Genomic DNA, 18,357 nt, shown 5'->3' with positions numbered 1-18,357 from the left:
GGTGGTCCGATAGGCTCCCGGCGTCCGCGGGCTGTCGCGGTAGCAGGGGAGGCAGTGGAACATGCACGCACATGGTGCGGCGGCGCCGGGTGGGCGGGGGTGGGCGGTTGCTGCTCGGTTGGCGTGGCCGGCGGTTGCCTTGTACGCCGGGACGCGGGTGCTGACGTTTGTCGTACTGGCTGTGTGGAGCCGTAGTACTTCGGAGAGCCTGGGGAAGGTGCTGGGGGACTTCGATGGTGTGCACTATGTGCTGATCGCCGACAAGGGGTACGACGCGGTTGCCGGTGGGAAGGAGATGGCGCTCTTCCCGCTGTATCCGATGCTGGTGCGGGCGGTGGGGTGGGTCTCGCCGTTGTCTACGGCGCAGAATGCGATTTTGATCAGTGTGGTGGCGTCGCTGGTCGCGGCGTGGGGGATCTTTGCTGTCGGCAACCACCTGGCGGACCGGCGTACTGGGATTTTGCTGGCGGGGTTGTGGGGTGTGGTGCCGCATGCGTTGGTGCAGTCGATGGCTTATACCGAGTCTTTGTTCACGGCGCTGAGTGCGATTGCGTTGCTGGCGTTGCTGCGGCGGAACTGGGTGACTGCGGGTGTGTTGACTGCGGTGGCGGGGTTGACGCGGCCGTCGGCGATTGCGCTGGTGGGTGTGGTCGGGTTGGTGGCGCTGATCGCGGTGGTACGGCGTCAGGACGGGTGGCGACCGTGGGTCGCCGGGGTGACGGCTCCGCTGGGGTGGTTGGGGTACATCCTGTGGGTCGGGAAGCAGACCGGGCGGATCGACGGGTGGTTCCACATCCAGAAGTCGATCTGGCGCTCGTCGTTCGACTACGGCACGTCGGCGTACCGGGTGGCCAAGAAGACGCTGAGCACGGCGTCCGCGCTGGACTACACGGTGGTCACGTTCGTCCTGGTGGCGGCGATCCTGCTGCTGGCCCTGAACGTGGTCGACCGTCTCCCCTGGCCGCTGATCCTGTACAGCGCGCTGATCCTGATCTCGTCGATCGGCGCGTCGAATTACTACAACTCGAAGGGCCGGTTGATCCTCCCGGCGTTCATGCTGCTGCTCCCCGCTGCCCGGGCGATGGCCCGGACGCAGACCGCCAAGGCCGCGCTGATTCTCACGTTCCTCGCGGCCACGTCGGTCTGCTTCGCGGGCTATCTGGCCTTCATCTGGAAGCTGTCACCCTAGAAACGCTGGTGTCAGGCTGACTTCTTGGTGGCCTTCTTGGCTGTTTTCTTGGCTGCCGTCTTTTTGGCGGCGGTCTTCTTGGCTGGGGTTTTGGCCTCGGCGGTCTTCTTCGCGGGGGCCTTCTTGGCGGGCTTGGTGTCGGTGCCGCCGGCGGCGCGGCGGGCCTTGGCGGCTTCGACGGAGGCGCGGAGGGCGGCGACCAGGTCGACGACCTCGGCGCCCTCGGTCTCTTCCTCTTCGGTCTCCGGGAGCGGGACGCCGGCGGCCTTCGCCTCGACGACCTTTTCGAGGGCCTGGCGGTACTCGTCGTGGTACTGCTCGGGGTCGAACTCGCCGCGGAGCGTGTCGATGTACGACGACGCCATCGCCTTCTCCTGGGAGCGGATCTCGACGTCTTCGGGCGGGGCGGCGAAGGACGCGTCGCGGATCTCGTCCGGCCAGAGCATCACCTGGAGGATGAGGATGTCGTCGACGGTGCGGAGCAGGCCGAGGCTCTCGCGCGAGCGCAGGGCGACCTTGACCAGCGCGTACAGCTCGGAGCCCTCGAGGGCGTCGCGGAGCAGGACGTAGGGCTTGGCGCCGGGGCCGCCGTCGGCCTGCAGGTAGTACGACTTGCCGAGGTAGAGCGGGTCGACCTGGTCGGCCGGCACGAACTCGAGCACGTCGATGACCTTCTTGCTGGTCAGCGGCAGGTCGGCGAAGTCGTCCGGCTCGAGGACGATCATCCGGCCGTCCGGCATCTCGTAGCCCTTGCCGATGTCCGAGTACGGCACCTCTTCGCCGTCGATCGAGCAGATCCGCTTGTACCGGATCCGGCCGCCGTCGGCGACGTGCACCTGGCGGAACGAGATGTCCTTCTCCTCGGTCGCCGAGAACACCTTGATCGGAATCGTCACCATCCCGAACGAGATGGCACCCTTCCAGATGGCCTGCATGATCACCAGCTCCCTAGGATTTCTCCGCCGCCAGCAGATCCGGGATCTCCTGGGTCGCATACCACATCAGGTCTTCACCTTCGCACGCGTCGAGGGCAAAGAGGGCGTCGTCGTCGCCGTTCTGCGCCGCCGCCCACAATTCTGCAGCTTTTCCGACCGTCGCGGTGGCTTCGGCGGCGTCCAGATGGGCGGCCGCCACGGCGCGCCACGGGACGACTACGTGCAGCTCCAGGCGGGCGTCGCCGAGCTCGGCGGCACCGTCGGCGGGCGGGATCGCGCTGACCTCGGCGGAGACCACGACCCGGCGGCGCGGCGTACCGGGGTCGTCGGCGAGCAGGCCGACCGAGGCGCGCGCGGCCTGCGCCATCGCGGCGAACTCGAGCTCTTCGTCGTCACCCTCGGTGTACCACTCGCGCAGCGCCGGGGTCACGGCGTACACGGTGAGCGGCTGCGGGCCGAACTCGCCCGCGTGGCAGGCGTCGTCGAGCAGCCGCAGGGTTGATGGAATGTAGACCCTCATGAATCCGCCTTCTTCGGTGCACCACTCCGCGGCTTCTTCCGGCCCCGGGAGGCCCGGTTCCGGCTGCCTTTGGTGGTGTCGACCAACTCGTCCAGGGCATCGGTCACGCATTGGGCGAAAACAGCCAGGTCGGGCATCGCGGTCCGGTCCGCGTTCAGCCCGTAGAACACCTTGCCGTCGTACGACGTGACGCCGACGGACAGGCCTTGTCCGGGCATCAACGGCACGACCGGGTACGACGCCAGCATCGGAGCGCCCTGCGCGTAGAGCGGGAACTGCGGGCCGGGCACGTTGGTGATCACCACGTCGTCGATCGGGCGGACCGTGGCCGTGGCGACCCGGGCGGCGAGCGCGTGCAGCGTGGTCGGCGCGAAGCCGGCGATGCCGACCAGCGAGCGGGCGCTGACCGCGCGGCCGGTGTCCTTGTGCACCTTGGTCTGGTACGAGATCTGGTGCAGCCGCATGACCGGGGAGTTCTCCCCCACCGGGAGCGTCAGCGCGGAGGCGATCACCCGGGAGCCGAGCGAGGTCGGCTCGTCATCGTCGTCGTCGCGGATGCTGACCGGTACGACGGCCCGCACGTGGCGGGTCGGACCGACGCCCTCGCCGCGCGTCATCATCCAGGCCCGGACGGCGCCCGCGACCACCGCGAGCACCACGTCGTTGACCGTGCCGCCGTGCATCGCGCGGACGGTCCGGTAGTCCTCGAGGTTGGTCTCGACCGTGGTGAAGCGGCGCTGACCGGAGGTCTTCACGTGCAGCGAGCTCTCCTGGGCGTGCCGCTGCGCGACCAGCGAGCCGACCACGTCGCCGAGCACCTCGCGGACCGAGGTGGACCCGGTCAGGCTGGCCATCTCGGCCCGCGCGAGCTCGAGCACCGCGGTCGGATGCCGGGTCGCATCGGCGAACACGCCGGCCAGCAACTCCAGCGCGGACGGCGGGTGCTCGGGCTGCCAGGTGTCGGTCGGCGTCTCGCTCGGCTGCGCGGTCGCGTCGAGCACGACCTGGCCGATGTCGACCGTGCTGTTGCCGTCGACAAGTGCTTGGTGCGACTTCGCGATGATCGCGAACCGGTCGCCCTGCAGCCCCTCGACCAGGTACATCTCCCACAGCGGCCGGGCCCGGTCCAGCCGCCGGGACATGATCCGGGCGACCAGCTCCAGCAGCTGGGCGTGCGTGCCCGGCCGGGGCAGCGCCGAGCGCCGCACGTGGAAGGTGATGTCGAAGTCCTCGTCGTCCACCCAGACCGGACCGGCGAACCGGCCGGGGACGTGCTGCACCCGCTGCCGGTACCGCGGCACGTAGGCGATCCGGTCGCGGATCAGCGCGACCAGGCTCTCGTAGTCGAACTCGTCGTCGCCGTGCACCGGCGGCTCGAAGATGTCGACCGTGCCGACGTGCATCGGGGTGGCCGGCGACTCGGCCTTGAGAAAGGTGAGATCCAGCGATGACAGCCGGTCGGGCATGAACGTCACCTTGCCTCTCTGGCGGACAGTCTCTGGCGAACAGCTTTCCGTCACCCTAGCCGTACCCACGGACAGTGTGCTGCGACACTGTTGGGAACACTGAAGGTTTGGTGTTCGTCAGGCAAGAGGGGCCCGTCCGGCGCCCCGAAGAAGAACTGAACAGACCCTCTGAAAGGCCCCTCGACCCATGCGTTCGACGATCGCTCGCGGCACCGCCACCGCTCTCCTGCCCGCTCTGGCCCTGTTCGTCCTGGCCGGCTGCGGGAACGACTCCGGAAGCGGCGCCTCGCCCAGCACGCCGACGACCGCGCCGACGACGGCCCCTTCCGACGTACCGACGAACACGCCGACGCCGGGCAAGCCGAACTCCTCGACCCCGTCGACGACCACCGACCCGTCCGGTGACCAGGCCGACGTGACGCTGGCCGTCACCGTTGCCAACGGCAAGGTCAACCCGAGCGGCGCGACCGTCAAGGTCAAGGCCGGCCAGACCGTCCTGGTCACCGCGGTCAGCGACGCCAAGGACGAGCTGCACATCCACGGCTACGACAAGGAGCTCGAGCTCGCCCCGGGCAAGCCCGCCCAGGTGAAGTTCACCGCGGACATGAAGGGCACCTTCGAAGTCGAGACCCACGAGAGCGGCAAGCTGGTCGCGAAGCTCGTCGTCTCTTGATCCCGCTGCACGGGATCGGCGGTCGTCAAGACCTGCCGGTCCCCTTCGGCTTGGCGGTCGGCGGGGCGGCGGTCGCGGTCGCGCTCTCGTTCGTCATCCTCGGGCTGGCCTGGCGGACGCCGAAGTACCGGGGCGACGAGTCCGGGAAGTCGTTGCCGCCCGCAATCACTCGGACGGTCGACGCGGGCTGGTTCCGCTGGATCGTCCGGCTGGTCGGACTGGCGGTCTTCCTGTACGCGATGGTCGCCCTGGTCTTCGGCGTGGACCGGCTGACGAACCCGATCTTCGGCTTCATCTACATCCTGGTCTGGGTCGGTCTGGTACCGATCTCGATCCTGCTCGGCCCGGTCTGGCGGACGCTCAACCCGCTGCGCACGCTGCACCTGCTGCTGTGCAAGCTGCTGCGGCAGCCACCATCCAAGGGACTTCTCGAGCTGTCCCCGCGCGTAGGCCTCTGGCCGGCCGCACTGGGTATCTTCGCGTTCACGTGGCTGGAGCTGGTGGCGCCGGACCGCGCCACGATCCCCGTGCTGCAGGCCTGGATCGCGCTCTACGTCGTGATCACGATGTTCGGGGCGATCCTGTTCGGCGACCGGTGGTTCTCGACCGGCGACCCGTTCGAGGTCTACGCGTCGCTGATGGCGCGCCTGTCGCCGTGGGGCCGCCGTACCGACGGCGCCTTGGTCGTACGGCGTCCGCTGGAGAACCTCGACGGTCTGAAGGCACAGCCAGGACTCGTGGGCATGGTCGCCGCGCTACTCGGCTCCACGGCGTACGACGGCTTCTCGAACTCGTCGGCGTGGGTCGGCTGGGCCCAGAACCAGGACATCTCGATGACCTGGCTCGGTACGGCGGCCCTGATCGTGTTCATACTCTTCGTGCTGGTCACGTACTCCGGCGCCACGCTGCTCGCCGGCCGGCTCTCGGACAGCTCCCGTACGTCGTTGCCCGGCCTGTTCGCGCATTCCGTCGTACCGATCGCGCTGGGCTACGTGATCGCGCACTACCTGACGCTGTTGATCCTGGAAGGCCAGCGGACGCTCATCTATCTGAGCGACCCGCTCAGCAACGGCGCCAACGTGTTCGGCACCGGCCTGCTCGCGGTGAACACCGGAATCACCAACCACAGCACGGCGATCTCGGTCATCCAGGTCCTCGCCGTGGTCGGCGGTCACCTGCTCGGTGTCATCTCCGCGCACGACCGTGCCGTCGCGCTGTTCCCCCGCCACAAGGCGCTCGCAGGTCAGCTTCCCCTGCTGATCGTCATGGTCGGCTACACCGCCGGCGGCTTGCTCCTGCTGTTCTCGTCCTGACCGGTCAGGCGGTCTCGCCCGAGCTCGATCGGGTGAGGCCGCGGCTGGTCACGGCCAGGACGACGAAGGCGATCAGGCCGAGGATCAGGTGCGAGTTGCCGGGGATCGACTGCCAGAAGCTCCAGGCGAGCTCGCGGTCGTCCCGGTAGGGCACCCACCAGATCGAGCGCAGGACGAACAGGCCGTACCAGAGGACGCCGGTCGCGACGGCCGGGTTGAGGCCCCAGACGCGGTTGACGCCACGGATCAGGCTGACGCCGAGCGGGATGATCCAGACCCAGTGGTGGCTCCACGAGATCGGCGAGGCGTAGAGAACGGCCAGCGCCATCACGGCGATCGCGGTGACGCGCTCGTCGGCCAGCCAGTACTTGCGAGCCAGCCAGAGGACCGCCAGGCCGACGATGACCGCGGCAACGAACCAGGTCGGCTGCACCCAGCTCGCCGTGTTGCCGAGGCGGTGCAGGAAACCGTTGATGGACTGGTTGCCGCTGTAGGCGATGCCGCCCACGCGGTTGGCGTCGAAGACGACCTCGGTCCAGTACCGCCAGGACTGCCGCGGGGCGAACGCGAAGCCGATCGCGATCGTGGCGAGCAGGCCGAAGATCGCGTTCCGCAACGCCTTCCACTGCTTGGTGACGACCAGCAACGCCAGGAACGGCAGCGGAGTCAGCTTGACGCCGATCGCGACGCCGAGCCAGAACCCGCGCAGGCGGGCGTCGTTCGGCCGGATCAGGTCCAGCACGATCATTGCGGTCAGCAACAGGTTGATCTGGCCGAAGTCGATGGTGGCCCAGACGGGCTCCAGCAGCAGCGACACGATGGTCAGCGCGACCAGCACCGCCGTCCGCTTGCGCAGGGTGATGAACGACCAGAAGGTCTTCGGCAGACTGGCGCGCCAGAGCAGGGTGATGCAAAGCACCGAGGCGGTCGTCCAGACCACCAGAGCGACGGCCCACGGCGCCAGTGCGAGCGGCACCATCGCGATCGCCGCGAACGGCGGGTACGTGAACGGCAGCCCGATCCCCGGCAGCTTCGCGTCGTACAGGGCCGGTCCGTGCAGCAAGGCGTCACCGCCGAGCCGGTAGACCTTCAGGTCGATCATGCCGTGGTACTTGTTGCCGATCCACGCGCCGAGCGCGACCAGGACCGCGGCGGCGAGGATCCAGAGCAGAATCCGGCGCCGATCGATCGGCCGGGATGCGGGGGTGCTGGTGGTCGTCGCGCTCACGTCAGGTCTGCTCCGAACAGGGACTCCAGCTCGCGCCGGGTCTCGTCGTACGAGGTGTGCAGGATGCCGGTCATGCCGACGGCACGAGCGCCGTCGACGTTCACTTGCAGGTCGTCAACAAAGACGCATGCCGACGGTGGAAGGTTCACGCGCTGGGCCGCGAGCAGGAAGATCTCCGGCTCGGGCTTGCGCAGCCCCACCTCACCGGAGATGACGATGTCGTCGAACATCCCGTCCCAGGTGTCGCGCGGGTAGGAGTTGCCCCACGAGTTCGACAGCAGGGCGGTGCGGATGCCGAGCGCCTTGGCCCGGCGGACCAGTGCGTTCATCGCCGGCTGGTGCTCGAAATGGGCGAACATCCGCTCCATCAGACCCTCCGCCGGCACCTGGGTGCCGTCCGGGCGGATCAGGATCGTGGCGAGCTTGCGCTCGAAATCCGGTACGGCGATCTGTCCGCGCTCGAGCGCGTGGACCGGATTGATCTCGGCCGTCTCGGCGGTCTCGGCCGGCAGCCACGCCATGATCGCCTTGACGTAGGCGTCGAAGTCGAACCCGTCCAGCTCGGCCCAGCGCCGCAACGCCGAATCCAGGCCCGACGTCAGCACACCGCCCCAGTCCACCAGCAATCCCCGGGGTACCGCGTCGACCTCTGCCATGGCGGCAAGCCTACTCAGGACAAAACCGGCTCACGGACGCGGTCCTGGTGGTCACTGTCAGTGGCTGTACTCCACGCTGACGTCGCCGGAGGAGGTTTTCACCGCGATCGTGCGAGTCGAGGTGGTGTCGACCTTCACATTCGGCTCGTTGTCGCCGGAGGAGGTGGTGGTGTCGACCTTGTAGGTCTCGTCGCCGGTGGGCACGGTGATCACCACGTCACCCGAGCTGGACTTGGCGTCGACCGACTGCGGCGCTGTGCTGAAGCCGAGCTCCGCATCGCCCGAACTGCTCTTCGTCACAACCGTGGTCGTGGTCAGGGCGTCGGCCTCGAGGCTGCCGGAGCTGGACTCCATCCGGAGCGATCCGCTCAGGCCCTGGGCCAAGATGTCGCCCGAGTTCGTCTTCAGCTCGGTGTCGCCGCTCATCCCGGAGACCTTGATCGAGCCGCTGTTGTTCTTCACGGTCAGCTTCGTGTCGCGCGGCACGGTCAGCACATAGGTCGTCTTGCAGTTGAAGGAGAGGAACCCGCAGTTGGTCTCCTTGAGCTGGAGCTTGCCGTCCTTGTAGGTGTCGGTCGGGTCGGAGCCGAACGCGTTGCGCTCGAACTGCCGGTCCACCTTGAGCTCCGTGCCGTCACCGGGCACGATCTCCACACTCGTCGAACTGCCCTCGACGACCAGCGAATGGCCGTCGAGCTGATAGCTGCTCTGCCCGCTCCGCGTGCCCTCGGTCAGACCGGTGAGCGCCCAGTAGACGCCGCCCAGGATGAGCGCGACCGAGATCGCGATCCCGTATCTCCGCTCGGCGCTCATCGTGCTCGCCGGCCGTCGCTGCGCCTCGGACATCAGTCTCCTCAACCTCCAGGTCCTTCTCTGCAGCAGCCTGACAGATCCCCGGGCCTGTGTCGGTGGGGTTAACCCCCATATCTCCCTGGCCTCGACCCTGGGCTCACGGACTAGCGGACGAACGTCTGGTCGATCGAGGTGGCCAGCTGCTGCAGCGACTTGCGGAGCTTGCTGGACTTGGCGGCCTCGGCGAGGCTGCGGCCGTGGGCCATCGCCGCGTCCACGGCACTGAGGTCGTACGGAAGGAGTGCGGCCGCCTGGACACCGGCGTACTGGCCGAGGGCCTCGGCGACGGCCTCGGACGGGGAGCTGCCGAGGGAACCCGAGCGGACCCGATTGACCACCACGCGGAGGGTGACCGAGGGGACGAGCCCGCGCACCTCGTGGATCGCGCGGATGAGCCGGGTCAGGCCGACCGGGTCCGCGGACCCGACGACGATCACCTCGTCCGCTTCCTCCAGCGTCGCGACCGTGGCGCCGTTGCGGCGCGGCGCGAGGGAGTCGAACGAGATCTCCTCATCGGTCTCGATACAGAACCCGAGATCGACGATCGTGCACGGCGACAGGAGCCGCGCCGACGACCAGATCGACTCGACCGCGGCCGGCCGCAGCTCGGTCCAGCGGTCGGCCCGGCTGAGCCCAGTCAGCACCATCAGGTGCCGCTCGACCTGTCGCGCGTGCTTGGCCAGGGTCATCATGTCCAGCGTGCCGCTCGACGCGGAGCGGGCCGCAGCGGCCAGGCCGGAGGTCTCGTCGAGCATCCCGAGCTGCTGGGCGACCGTCCCGCCGTACACATCGCAGTCGGCGAGCAGTGTGGGCAAGCCTCGGGCGGCGAGCTCGGAGGCCAGTCCGACGGCGACTGTCGTGCGGCCGGGGGCGCCAGTCGGTCCCCAGACTGCGAAAATCCGGCCGGTGCCCGCGGCGTACTCCACTGGTTCTGACCGGTGATCGATCCCGCTGGGGCCTGGCACGAAGCCGCCGGCGAAGTGCGAGAGCGCGACCGGCGGACCGGCGTCGACCGCGTCGCTGATCGCGCGGCCGAGGTCCTCCGGGCTGACGTCGGCGGGGAGGATCCGCTCGATCCCCATCCGGCTGAGCCGGTCCTCGGGGCCGAAAGCCTCTCCCGTCTCGCTCGGATCAACCAGTGCCAGTACGGCGATGCCGCGCGCATGCAGCGCGGACACGGCATCAGAGGTCAGCCGGGCGAGGTCGTCGGCAAGCAGGACCGCCCGTGCCTGACCGCTGGCCGCGGCCGCCATCACATCCGCGATGTCCACACAGCGCCGGACGATCCGGATGCCCGGTGCGCGCTCGGTTCGGCGTACGACGTCTGCCTCCCACGGCGCGCCGGTCACCGCGAGGAGGACCGGAATCGCCATCAGGCCGCCCGCCGGACGAGCGTCGGCTCACCCTGACTCATGGCGGTCAGTGCGGCCGGGAGCTTCTGCAGGTCCTTCGGAGTCAGTGCCACCAGGACCTGTCGGCGGGCGGAGCCGCCGGCGACGCCCTTCACCGAGTCGATCTGCAGCACTCGGACATTGCTCCAGAGCAGCTTGGCCGCTTGGCCCTCGTCCTTCGGAACCACCCAGATGTCGACCCGGTCGCCGTCCGCGGTGTCCGAAGGAAGTCTGCCGGACGCCACCGACAGCGGCAGCTCGGTGCGGTCGCTGTCAGCCTGCGGTACGGCGGCATCGCGCGGCACGAACTCACCGGCCTCGATCGCGCGGGCAACGACCAGGCCCTTCAGCTCGGCGTCAGCGGCGACGTACTTCTCCGCGTCCTGACCGCTGGTGAAGCGGACGCGGACCGTGGTGAGGTCGTCGCCGGTCAGCTTGGTCCCGGCCGCCAGGTCACGCTTGGCCGCCCAGATCGTCGTGGTGTCATCGGCGGACGACAGCAGCTTCGCCCCGATCAGCGCGGTGATCGCGACGAGCAGCACGCCGAGCACCAGGCGACCGTCCTTCCAGCGCGCCCGCTGAGTGCGTTGCGCCGGAATCGACGGCGCCCCGAACCCACTCCGCACTGCTGTGTCCACCACGTCGGCTCCCCAGGTCGCTCGTTGCTGTCTGCATTCTGCCGTGCCCGCGGACCGCGCGTACGCGGTCATCCACAGGCTGTCACAGCCTGGGGACAAACGAGATCATCCACTGGCGAACCATGGCAAACTGAAGGAACCAGCTACTACCCGAGGGAGTTCCACGATGCCGGCACCGCGATTCCTTCAGCTCGCCGACGTCGCCGAGGTCCTGAACATCTCCGCCAACCAGGTCTACGCGCTCGTCCGCCGCGGTGACATCCCCGCGGTGAAGATCGGCGGCCGCGGTCAGTGGCGGGTCGAGTCCGTCGAGCTCGAGAAGTACATCGAGCGGCTGTACACGGAGACCAAGCAGTTCATCGACACGCATCCGTTCGGCGAAGAGGCCGAGCAGACCGAGGACGCGCAGCTCTGAGTCAGCGTCTCCGGACGGCTTGCAGCGCCTGGGTGGGGATCAGGCGGACGTTGTAGACCTCGGTACGGCGGCGCGGCGCGTCCAGCGGGTGTTCGGCGACCTCGAGGAAGTCGGCGCCGACGCGGTCGATCGTGCCGGTGATCGGGATTCCGCCGCAGAACAGGGTGACCGGGGAGCGGTCTCGGGCGATTCCGCGGAGTAGATGGGCGAGGCCGAGCTTGCCTGCGACGGCGCCGACCGCGGGCTCGGCCCATGGGCCTAGGCGGTGAACCGCTACCAGCGCGCCGACCGGTACGAGCCACTCCTCGCCGCGGTCGGCCTCGATCAGTAGGCAGTCCTTGCCGACCCGGGTGAGCAGTCCCTGGAGCGGTTCGGCGGCGGCCAGCTCGATCCGTACGACGGTGTCGACGGCACCGCGCAGGCGGTCGAGCACGGTGATCTTGCCGACCTCGGTGCGGATCCGGTCCGCGACCTCGCCGTACAGATCGCCCTCCTGGAGCGCGTCGAACTGCGATTCCAGGTCCTCGAACAGCGCATCCCACTGCATACGGGTCAACATATCTCACGTTCTGTCAGGTATTCACTTGCAAACTCACCTTAGTTCCGGTCTATAGTGGTCAAGCCAAAGCAAACTAACGCAAACTCATAGGTCGGAGGCGAAGTGAGGTGAACGGGATGCTTCGAGGGATGAAGAGCCTGCTGGCCGTTGGTGCGCTGGTCGTGGTTGGACTGGCCCTGCGGTGGGTCACGGCCGGCACGATCACCGCCGCCAACAGCCACGACCTGGACTCCCTGACCGTTCTCGCAGTCGGAGCAGTCGCCTGGATCGCCTACTGCTGGCTCGTCCTCGCGGTGCTCGCGACCGCGCTGGAGCAACTGCCGGGCGCAGTCGGTACAGCGGCTGGTCTGGTCGCCCGCGGGATCACCTCGACGACCTCCCGGACTCTCCTCCGCTCGGCGCTGGGGGTGGCCGCTGTCACGCCGTTGACGGTCGGCATGGCTCAGGCGGCGCCCTCGCCTGCGGCACACTCCGCCGCGTGGCAGCCGACCGAGCACCTTGGCGCCAACCCCCTGACCGCTGCCAGCCGCACGAACTTCCGCGCCACCGAGCCGCAGTCGTCGGTGGAGATCGACGCCAACCGCGCGCACTCCCGGGGCGCAGGCTCATCGGCACAGGCTGCTTCCAACTTCCGCGCAACCGAGCCGCGTTCCTCGGTGGAGATCGATGCCGACGGCACCAACTTTCGTCCGGCTGAGCCTCGGTCGGGTGTGCAGTTGGGCGGTACTGGGGACGCCGGTCGGACGGCTGGACCGCGGAACGGCGTACGGACGGGGACTGGTGTGCCGACGGTGCGGCCGCAGGCTCGACCGCAGAACCCAACCGCCTCGGACGGACGGGCGGCTCGGCCGCAGCAACCAGGTGTCACGGGGGCGCCGGCTGGTGGCGGCGTGAAGGTGCCGGATCGGCCGGAGGTGGGGGCTGCTACGCGGTACACCCACCTGCGGTCGGGGGTGGCTTCGCGCGTGACTGTCGCCCCCGGGGACAGCCTTTGGGAGCTGGCGAAGCGCGAGCTTGGAGCGGAGGCGACTGACGAACAGATCGCTGCGCGGTGGCCGGAGTGGTATGCGGCCAATCGGCAGGTGATCGGCACTGACCCGAATCTCATTCTTCCCGGCCAAGTACTGCGCGTGCCGCCCACTAGCAAGGAGCAGTGACATGACCAGTGCGTACCAGGAAGTCAGCGAGTCAACGCAGGGACAGCCGGTTCGGCTGAGCGTCGTACCGGACTCGAAGGGGACGCGGCCGGTGCTCCCGGAGGCGCGGGCTTGGGGTGGGCGGTTGGCGCAGGCGGTGTCGGAGGTGCTGGCGGGCGATCGGCCGGTGGCGCAGTTGGTGCGGTTCACGGACGAGGACGTGTTCGTGGAGCTCAACCGGCGGGTGCGGATGCTGGGGCTGACCACGACGGCCAACGCTCGTGGCACCAAGGAGCGGTGTGCGCTGCGATCGGTGCGGGTTTGCCGGCCGAACGCGCAGGTGGCCGAGGTGGCGGCGCATGTGCGGCACGGCGGGCGCTCGCGGGCGATCGCGCTGCGGATGGAGATCCGTCGCAACCGCTGGGTCTGCACGGCGCTCGAGGTCGGCTGAAATCTCTTCGAACAAAACGCGGAGTCCGGGAGTCCTTAGAGCGCAATGTGATCGTGTGGTTGTCGTCATGTGACTGGTGGTCCCCCGGCGTACGGTTGCCGAGGCGGTCGCCAGGCCGGAGCCGTTCGGGGGAACGAAATGCAAGAGAGCAATGTCAAGGTGGGGCGGGTTGCTGAGCCGGCATCCACTGGGGTGACGCCGGTCGGCGAACCCGCCGACCCCGGTGAGGTGGCCTTCGCCTGGCGACTGGGGCTCGACGAACTGAGCCCGGCAGAACGCGCACGCGTCGCTCCGGCGGTGCGTCGGCGACGCTGGTCCGAGCGAGTGCCCGCGCTGTATCCGCTGGCGATCCGCTATCACCGCGCCCGCAAACGCATCGAGTGGATGCGATCCAGTACGGCGTTCGCGCATGAGCGACGTACTGACGAGCTGCCGGTGCGGGTGAAGCGGCACAAGTCGTTGCTGTTGCGCCAGCTCGGCGAGACCGAGATGTGGATGCAGCACAACAAGGTGACCAACCTGCGGCTCGCATGCGAGCAGGTCGACGGTCTGGTGATTCGGCCGGGCGAGACGTTCTCGTTCAACAAGATCGTCGGCAATGCCACGCGTCGCAAGGGCTATCTCAAAGGGATGCGACTGTCGAACGGTCAGGCGCGACCCGGCATCGGCGGCGGCATCTGCCAGCTCGCGAACCTGCTGCACTGGATGGTGCTGCACTCGCCGATGACGGTGACGCAGCGATCCACGCACAGCTTCGACCCGTTCCCCGACAACGGTCGCGTGCTGCCGTGGGGTGTCGGGTGCAGCATCGTCTACAACTACGTGGATCTGCAGTTCCGCAACGACACCGACCAGACTTTCCAGCTCCGCGTCGGCGTGAGCGATCGGTATCTCGAGGGTGAGATCTTCGCCGACGTACCGGCTGCGACGTCGTACCGGGTGTTCGCGCAAGGTGAGCGGTTCTTGCGCGCGGGGACCGAGTACTTCCGCCGGAACGAGATCTGGCGGACGGTGATCGACCGGCGTACCGGCCGCACGACGGCCGAGGAGCTGGTGCGCGAGAACGTTGCCTTGGTCAAGTATGTGCCGACCGGCGTGACCGTGTACGACGTCGTCGACTGAGGCGGCCGACCGCGGGCCCGCATCCCTGGAGGATCTTGACGGTCTCGCTTGTCAGGAATAGCCTGACAGGATCGTCAGGGATCACCTGACAGAGTCCGGAGGTCGGTCATGGTCGAGACCATCATGCGTTGCTCGTTCTGCAGCAAGGACAAGAGCGAGGTGGACCGACTCATCGCGGGTCCTGCGGTCTTTATCTGCAACGAGTGCGTTGGGCTGTGTGAGCAGGTGCTGAGCGAGCAGTCCGCGTCGAACTTCCCCACGTTGGATGGCAAGAGCGACGAGGAGTTGCTGGCTGATGTGGCGCGGCTTTACCGATCCCGCGGCCAGGTTGAGACGGCTTTGCAGGAACGCGTGCAGCATCTGCGGTCCCGCTCTGTTACCTGGGCGCGGATCGGCGAAGCGCTCGGTATGAGCCGGCAGTCGGCCTGGGAACGGTTCTCCGGCGAGGAGTAGGCCTGCGAGGTCGCACCCTCACGGCAGGTCCATGCCAGACGCACCGGCGTCGCTGTAAGTCGTGCGAACCTCGGATGCGGAGGTAGGGCATGCTCTGGAAGCGCAGATCGGACAAGAGGTTTCTGCAGAATCTGGCGAGGTTCGTGCTCAGCGGCGACGTTACCTACGAAGACCTTGCCACCCTGGTCACGGCTGTCGTGGTCTGCGGGCGGCGACTTCACGTCTACATCTCCTCCGTGGACGACGCCGTTTTCCTGGCCGAGTTGTGCGCCGGCGCGGTCCAGGTAGAGCACGGCATGGAGAGGACGTTCTCGGTCCTGGGCACCAGGAACGTCATCAACCCGGTCGACTACCGCGCCGTGGTCGTGTTCGGCAGCCGACGTGACTTCGAAGGCAGCGCGGAGGAAGAGCAGTACTCCGGCGTGCGGCGGGACACGGCACTGGTGGTATCCGGTATCGATCCGCGGTGGTTGCGGAGGAGGAAGTACCGGCAGGTCTTGTCGGCCTCCGAGTGAGACCTCCGACCTACGCGCTCATCGCATCGGGGCTCGGAGGAATGTCGGTGGGGGGTTGCAGACTGGGGTGGTGGATTACCGGGAGCGGGCGGCGGCGGTGGCGGGGGCAACCGTGTGGGAGCGGACGTCGGCGGGTGGGGAGTTCTTGGTGCTGCCGGACGGGTCCATGGATCTGATGTTGATGGATGACGAGCTGGTCGTGGCGGGCCCGGATTCGCGGGCTTGGACGGGGTCGGCCGTGGCCGGGACTCGGTACGTCGGGGTGCGGTTTGCGCCGGGGGATGCGCCGGGGTTTCTGGGGGTGCCGGCGCATGAGTTGCTGAACGAGCGGGTGGGGTTGAGCGACTTGTGGTCGCGGGGGCGTTGCCAGCGGCTGGCGGATCGGGTCCGGGCTGGTGGGCTCGACCGGGCGGTGGCTGAGACGATGGAGGCGCCGGCAGATCGGTTGGCGCAGCAGGTGGTTCGGGCTGTTCGCGGGGGCGGCGCCGTGGCGGGGTTGGCGCGGTCGTTGGGGATCTCGGAGCGGCAGTTGCATCGGCGGTGTTTGGCGGCGTTCGGCTATGGGCCGAAGATGCTGGACCGGGTGTTGCGGATGAACGCGGCGCTGGATCGGGCGCGGACCGGCCAGCGGCTGGCGGAGGTCGCGGCGGTGAGTGGCTATGCGGATCAGGCGCATCTGACGCGGGATGTGAAGGCGTTGACGGGCCTGCCGCCGAGCACACTGTTGCGATGAGCGAACCCGAGGTGACGACGCTCCGGCACAATCCGTTGAACGCGGTGACGGAGACAGTCGAGCGACTCACGTACGCCGATGGCCGGACGGCGATCCGGAAACGCTTGCGGCGGCCGGTCGGGGCAAGCGAAGGACCGTGGGCAGCCTCAACGGATCCGCGGCACTGGAACTACTGGCGCCGGGAGATCGAGGTCTACCGCGATGAGGAGCTGCGGGCGCAGCTGAAGGCCGCCGGACTGGTGCTACCGGAGGCCGAGGTGGTGGAGGACGGCGGCGGGGCAGTGCCGAAGCCTGAGGGCGTGGCTGGCTCGGGGTCACCGGAGGCCGAGGTGGTGGACGGTGGCGGGGCTGTGCTGATGCTGGAGGACGTGGCCGGGCTACCGGGGACGGAGTTCGGCTTCGCCGAGCATGGGGCGCTGGCGCGCGCGTGTGGGCGGTGGCAGGCGCGGGCAAGCGGCGAGCGGGAGTGGACGTCGCGGGGGTTTCTGCGGACGTACTCGACAACCCGCGTAGTGCCGTGGGAGCTCGTGGATGACGATGACGCCTGGCGGCAGCCGCTGATCGCCGAGACCTGGCCGCCGGGCCTTCGAAGAGCTTGGCGAGAGCTCCTCGCGAACCGCGAGAGGCTGCTGAAGCTGGTCGAGAGCTCACCGCGGACGCGCTGTCACCTCGACATCTGGGTGTCCAACGTGATCCAGCGTCCGGACGGCGAGTTTGCGCTGCTCGACTGGGCCTTCACCGGCGACGGCGCATTGGGGGAAGACATCGGGAACCACATCCCGGATGCCGTCTTCGACCTGTTCTGGCCGGCCGAGCGCCAGGCGGAGCTCGCGGACGTCTGCGTCACCAATTACCTGGCCGGTCTCGGCGAAGCGGGCTGGCGCGGCGACAGCGACGTCGTACGGCGGGCTGTGCTGGCTTCGGGGGTGAAGTATGCGTGGCTGCTCCCCCACCTGCTCGGGCGGGCCGGGCTCGCCGGCCATCAGGCTTATCACCAGGACGCGGACAGCCGGCACCTCTATCAGCAGCGCGGGCGGGCGCTCGAAACAGTCGCCAAGTGGTGCGCGGAAGCGATGTAAAGCGGGAGTTCTGCGCAGTCGTTTGCAGGTTGATCCCTTGACGGGAGGGCGGGGGTGGCGCTTAACCTTGGCGGCAGTGATGCACCCAGCCGGTAGCGGATCGTTGATCCGGAGTCCGGTTTTCAGGCGCCAGGGCGGCCCGGACTGTGGCCGGCCCGAGGCGGGGTAGCGTCCTCGGGACCGATGGAGCAATCGTGTCCAAGCCTCGTTCAGTCACTCGCCGCGTGCTCCTGGCCACTCTGGCCTCCGCCCTCGCGGTCACTGCCGTCTACTCCGCCCTCAACCTCGGCTCGGAAGCCGACGCGGCGGCCACGCTGCCGCCGACTCACGCGAAGTTCGATTATCAGATCGGCGGCGCCTACACGCCGCCGTCCGGCGTTCAGGTCGTTACGCGCGACCGGACCGCTGCCCCGGCCGCCGGGCTCTACAACATCTGTTACGTGAACGCGTTCCAGGTGCAGCCGGGTGAGCAAGGCTCGTGGGCCTCGGACCTGTTGTTGCGCGATGCCCAGGGCAACCTGGTCATCGACGAGGACTGGGGCGAGCCGCTGCTCGACCTGCGGACGGCCGACAAGCGCACCCGCGTCGCCGCGAAGGTGAACGGCTGGATCGACCAGTGTGCCTCGAAGGGCTACAAGGCGATCGAGCCGGACAACTACGACAGCTACGAGCGCTCGAAGGGCCTGCTGACGAAGTCGCAGGCCAAGGCGTTCCTGACCTTGCTGGCCTCACATGCGCACAGCAAGAACCTCGCCATCGCGCAGAAGAACACGGTCGAACTGGCCGGTGACCGGCAGACGGTCGGCCTCGACTTCGCGGTGGCCGAGGAGTGCGGTCAGTACGACGAGTGCGGTGACTATGTCGCTGCCTTTGGCAACAACGTGATCGTGATCGAGTACACGAACTCCGGCCGGACCAAGGCCTGTTCGGCGTACGGCAGCAGGCTGACGATCGTCCAGCGCGACGTCGACGTCTCGACGCCCGGCTCGGGCAGCTACGTCCGCAAGACCTGCTGACTTTTCTCACCAATCCC

Annotated in this window: 21 protein-coding genes; 12 read left to right on the top strand and 9 right to left on the bottom strand. The window is 68.3% G+C overall.

Annotated features, from left to right (window positions below; genetic code table 11):
• Positions 1–61: 61 nt before the first annotated feature.
• On the top strand, positions 62–1,189 hold the full coding sequence (locus tag ABZS29_RS14465; RefSeq protein ID WP_355461913.1) for a hypothetical protein: 1,128 nt from the start codon (positions 62–64) through the stop codon (positions 1,187–1,189).
• Positions 1,190–1,200: 11 nt separating this feature from the next.
• Here ABZS29_RS14465 and ABZS29_RS14460 read toward each other — a convergent pair whose 3' ends face one another.
• Genes ABZS29_RS14460 through ABZS29_RS14450 form a run of 3 tightly spaced genes read right to left on the bottom strand, consistent with a single transcriptional unit; the run spans position 1,201 to position 4,110 of the window.
• Entirely contained in the window at positions 1,201–2,124 is a 924-nt protein-coding gene (locus tag ABZS29_RS14460; RefSeq protein ID WP_355461911.1) for a Ku protein, read from the bottom strand.
• 13 nt (positions 2,125–2,137) lie between these two features.
• Complete coding sequence (locus ABZS29_RS14455; RefSeq protein WP_355461909.1) at positions 2,138–2,644, bottom strand: hypothetical protein; 507 nt, start codon at positions 2,642–2,644, stop codon at positions 2,138–2,140.
• Positions 2,641–4,110, bottom strand: coding sequence for a wax ester/triacylglycerol synthase family O-acyltransferase (locus ABZS29_RS14450; RefSeq protein WP_355461907.1), 1,470 nt, complete (start codon positions 4,108–4,110; stop codon positions 2,641–2,643). The genes ABZS29_RS14455 and ABZS29_RS14450 overlap by 4 nt, the downstream gene beginning before the upstream one ends.
• 187 nt (positions 4,111–4,297) lie before the next feature.
• On the opposite strand from ABZS29_RS14450, the gene ABZS29_RS14445 reads away from it, so the two are divergent.
• Positions 4,298–4,783, top strand: a complete 486-nt coding sequence (locus tag ABZS29_RS14445; protein ID WP_355461905.1) for a cupredoxin domain-containing protein — start codon at positions 4,298–4,300, stop codon at positions 4,781–4,783.
• Complete coding sequence (locus ABZS29_RS14440) at positions 4,780–6,096, top strand: hypothetical protein (protein WP_355461903.1); 1,317 nt, start codon at positions 4,780–4,782, stop codon at positions 6,094–6,096. Before ABZS29_RS14445 ends, ABZS29_RS14440 begins: the two co-directional genes overlap by 4 nt.
• A gap of 4 nt (positions 6,097–6,100) precedes the next feature.
• Here the strand turns inward: ABZS29_RS14440 and ABZS29_RS14435 are convergent, their stop codons facing one another.
• From ABZS29_RS14435 to ABZS29_RS14415, 5 genes are all read right to left on the bottom strand, one after another.
• On the bottom strand, positions 6,101–7,324 hold the full coding sequence (locus tag ABZS29_RS14435; protein ID WP_355461901.1) for a glycosyltransferase 87 family protein: 1,224 nt from the start codon (positions 7,322–7,324) through the stop codon (positions 6,101–6,103).
• A complete protein-coding gene (locus ABZS29_RS14430; protein WP_355461899.1) occupies positions 7,321–7,980 on the bottom strand; it encodes an HAD family phosphatase in 660 nt (219 codons plus the stop codon). The genes ABZS29_RS14435 and ABZS29_RS14430 overlap by 4 nt, the downstream gene beginning before the upstream one ends.
• A gap of 57 nt (positions 7,981–8,037) precedes the next feature.
• Entirely contained in the window at positions 8,038–8,826 is a 789-nt protein-coding gene (locus tag ABZS29_RS14425) for a DUF4097 family beta strand repeat-containing protein (RefSeq protein ID WP_355461897.1), read from the bottom strand.
• Positions 8,827–8,936: 110 nt separating this feature from the next.
• Positions 8,937–10,205 (bottom strand): hypothetical protein, encoded by a 1,269-nt coding sequence (locus ABZS29_RS14420; protein ID WP_355461895.1) that lies wholly within the window; start codon positions 10,203–10,205, stop codon positions 8,937–8,939.
• The gene (locus ABZS29_RS14415) at positions 10,205–10,864 is read right to left on the bottom strand and encodes an SAF domain-containing protein (protein ID WP_355461893.1); all 660 of its coding nucleotides are present in this window, start codon (positions 10,862–10,864) and stop codon (positions 10,205–10,207) included. Before ABZS29_RS14415 ends, ABZS29_RS14420 begins: the two co-directional genes overlap by 1 nt.
• Positions 10,865–11,027: 163 nt before the next feature.
• Between ABZS29_RS14415 and ABZS29_RS14410 the strand changes: the two genes are divergently transcribed.
• The gene (locus tag ABZS29_RS14410) at positions 11,028–11,276 is read left to right on the top strand and encodes a helix-turn-helix domain-containing protein (RefSeq protein WP_355461891.1); all 249 of its coding nucleotides are present in this window, start codon (positions 11,028–11,030) and stop codon (positions 11,274–11,276) included.
• Position 11,277: 1 nt separating this feature from the next.
• Here the strand turns inward: ABZS29_RS14410 and ABZS29_RS14405 are convergent, their stop codons facing one another.
• Positions 11,278–11,823, bottom strand: coding sequence for a hypothetical protein (locus ABZS29_RS14405; RefSeq protein WP_355461889.1), 546 nt, complete (start codon positions 11,821–11,823; stop codon positions 11,278–11,280).
• A gap of 140 nt (positions 11,824–11,963) precedes the next feature.
• Here ABZS29_RS14405 and ABZS29_RS14400 point away from each other — a divergent pair, with 140 nt between their 5' ends.
• The 8 genes from ABZS29_RS14400 to ABZS29_RS14365 all read left to right on the top strand — a co-directional run bounded on the left by ABZS29_RS14400 (position 11,964) and on the right by ABZS29_RS14365 (position 18,340).
• On the top strand, positions 11,964–12,992 hold the full coding sequence (locus ABZS29_RS14400; RefSeq protein WP_355461887.1) for a hypothetical protein: 1,029 nt from the start codon (positions 11,964–11,966) through the stop codon (positions 12,990–12,992).
• A gap of 1 nt (position 12,993) precedes the next feature.
• The gene (locus ABZS29_RS14395; RefSeq protein WP_355461885.1) at positions 12,994–13,422 is read left to right on the top strand and encodes an Rv3235 family protein; all 429 of its coding nucleotides are present in this window, start codon (positions 12,994–12,996) and stop codon (positions 13,420–13,422) included.
• A 138-nt stretch (positions 13,423–13,560) separates the two neighbouring features.
• The gene (locus tag ABZS29_RS14390; protein ID WP_355461883.1) at positions 13,561–14,544 is read left to right on the top strand and encodes a VanW family protein; all 984 of its coding nucleotides are present in this window, start codon (positions 13,561–13,563) and stop codon (positions 14,542–14,544) included.
• Between the two features lie 108 nt (positions 14,545–14,652).
• Positions 14,653–14,997: a ClpX C4-type zinc finger protein gene (locus tag ABZS29_RS14385; protein ID WP_355461881.1), complete on the top strand. Its 345-nt coding sequence runs from the start codon at positions 14,653–14,655 to the stop codon at positions 14,995–14,997.
• An 89-nt stretch (positions 14,998–15,086) separates the two neighbouring features.
• Complete coding sequence (locus tag ABZS29_RS14380) at positions 15,087–15,512, top strand: hypothetical protein (RefSeq protein WP_355461879.1); 426 nt, start codon at positions 15,087–15,089, stop codon at positions 15,510–15,512.
• Positions 15,513–15,582: 70 nt separating this feature from the next.
• The gene (locus ABZS29_RS14375; protein ID WP_355461877.1) at positions 15,583–16,245 is read left to right on the top strand and encodes a helix-turn-helix domain-containing protein; all 663 of its coding nucleotides are present in this window, start codon (positions 15,583–15,585) and stop codon (positions 16,243–16,245) included.
• The gene (locus ABZS29_RS14370) at positions 16,242–17,324 is read left to right on the top strand and encodes an aminoglycoside phosphotransferase (protein ID WP_355461875.1); all 1,083 of its coding nucleotides are present in this window, start codon (positions 16,242–16,244) and stop codon (positions 17,322–17,324) included. Before ABZS29_RS14375 ends, ABZS29_RS14370 begins: the two co-directional genes overlap by 4 nt.
• A 194-nt stretch (positions 17,325–17,518) precedes the next feature.
• Complete coding sequence (locus ABZS29_RS14365) at positions 17,519–18,340, top strand: endo alpha-1,4 polygalactosaminidase (protein ID WP_355461873.1); 822 nt, start codon at positions 17,519–17,521, stop codon at positions 18,338–18,340.
• Positions 18,341–18,357 lie beyond the last annotated feature (17 nt).

The sequence above is a fragment of the Kribbella sp. NPDC005582 genome (genome assembly GCF_040605415.1).
Taxonomy (GTDB): domain Bacteria; phylum Actinomycetota; class Actinomycetes; order Propionibacteriales; family Kribbellaceae; genus Kribbella.
This window is presented reverse-complemented; position numbering and strand designations above follow the sequence as displayed.

Bases quoted from the DNA above. Each gene is read 5' to 3' on its own strand.
- ABZS29_RS14465 (WP_355461913.1), top strand. From the start codon at position 62: ATGCACGCACATGGTGCGGCGGCGCCGGGTGGGCGGGGGTGGGCGGTT.
- ABZS29_RS14460 (WP_355461911.1), bottom strand. From the start codon at position 2,124: ATGCAGGCCATCTGGAAGGGTGCCATCTCGTTCGGGATGGTGACGATT.
- ABZS29_RS14455 (WP_355461909.1), bottom strand. From the start codon at position 2,644: ATGAGGGTCTACATTCCATCAACCCTGCGGCTGCTCGACGACGCCTGC.
- ABZS29_RS14450 (WP_355461907.1), bottom strand. From the start codon at position 4,110: ATGCCCGACCGGCTGTCATCGCTGGATCTCACCTTTCTCAAGGCCGAG.
- ABZS29_RS14445 (WP_355461905.1), top strand. From the start codon at position 4,298: ATGCGTTCGACGATCGCTCGCGGCACCGCCACCGCTCTCCTGCCCGCT.
- ABZS29_RS14430 (WP_355461899.1), bottom strand. From the start codon at position 7,980: ATGGCAGAGGTCGACGCGGTACCCCGGGGATTGCTGGTGGACTGGGGC.
- ABZS29_RS14425 (WP_355461897.1), bottom strand. From the start codon at position 8,826: ATGTCCGAGGCGCAGCGACGGCCGGCGAGCACGATGAGCGCCGAGCGG.
- ABZS29_RS14420 (WP_355461895.1), bottom strand. From the start codon at position 10,205: ATGGCGATTCCGGTCCTCCTCGCGGTGACCGGCGCGCCGTGGGAGGCA.
- ABZS29_RS14410 (WP_355461891.1), top strand. From the start codon at position 11,028: ATGCCGGCACCGCGATTCCTTCAGCTCGCCGACGTCGCCGAGGTCCTG.
- ABZS29_RS14405 (WP_355461889.1), bottom strand. From the start codon at position 11,823: ATGCAGTGGGATGCGCTGTTCGAGGACCTGGAATCGCAGTTCGACGCG.
- ABZS29_RS14400 (WP_355461887.1), top strand. From the start codon at position 11,964: ATGAAGAGCCTGCTGGCCGTTGGTGCGCTGGTCGTGGTTGGACTGGCC.
- ABZS29_RS14395 (WP_355461885.1), top strand. From the start codon at position 12,994: ATGACCAGTGCGTACCAGGAAGTCAGCGAGTCAACGCAGGGACAGCCG.
- ABZS29_RS14390 (WP_355461883.1), top strand. From the start codon at position 13,561: ATGCAAGAGAGCAATGTCAAGGTGGGGCGGGTTGCTGAGCCGGCATCC.
- ABZS29_RS14385 (WP_355461881.1), top strand. From the start codon at position 14,653: ATGGTCGAGACCATCATGCGTTGCTCGTTCTGCAGCAAGGACAAGAGC.
- ABZS29_RS14380 (WP_355461879.1), top strand. From the start codon at position 15,087: ATGCTCTGGAAGCGCAGATCGGACAAGAGGTTTCTGCAGAATCTGGCG.
- ABZS29_RS14370 (WP_355461875.1), top strand. From the start codon at position 16,242: ATGAGCGAACCCGAGGTGACGACGCTCCGGCACAATCCGTTGAACGCG.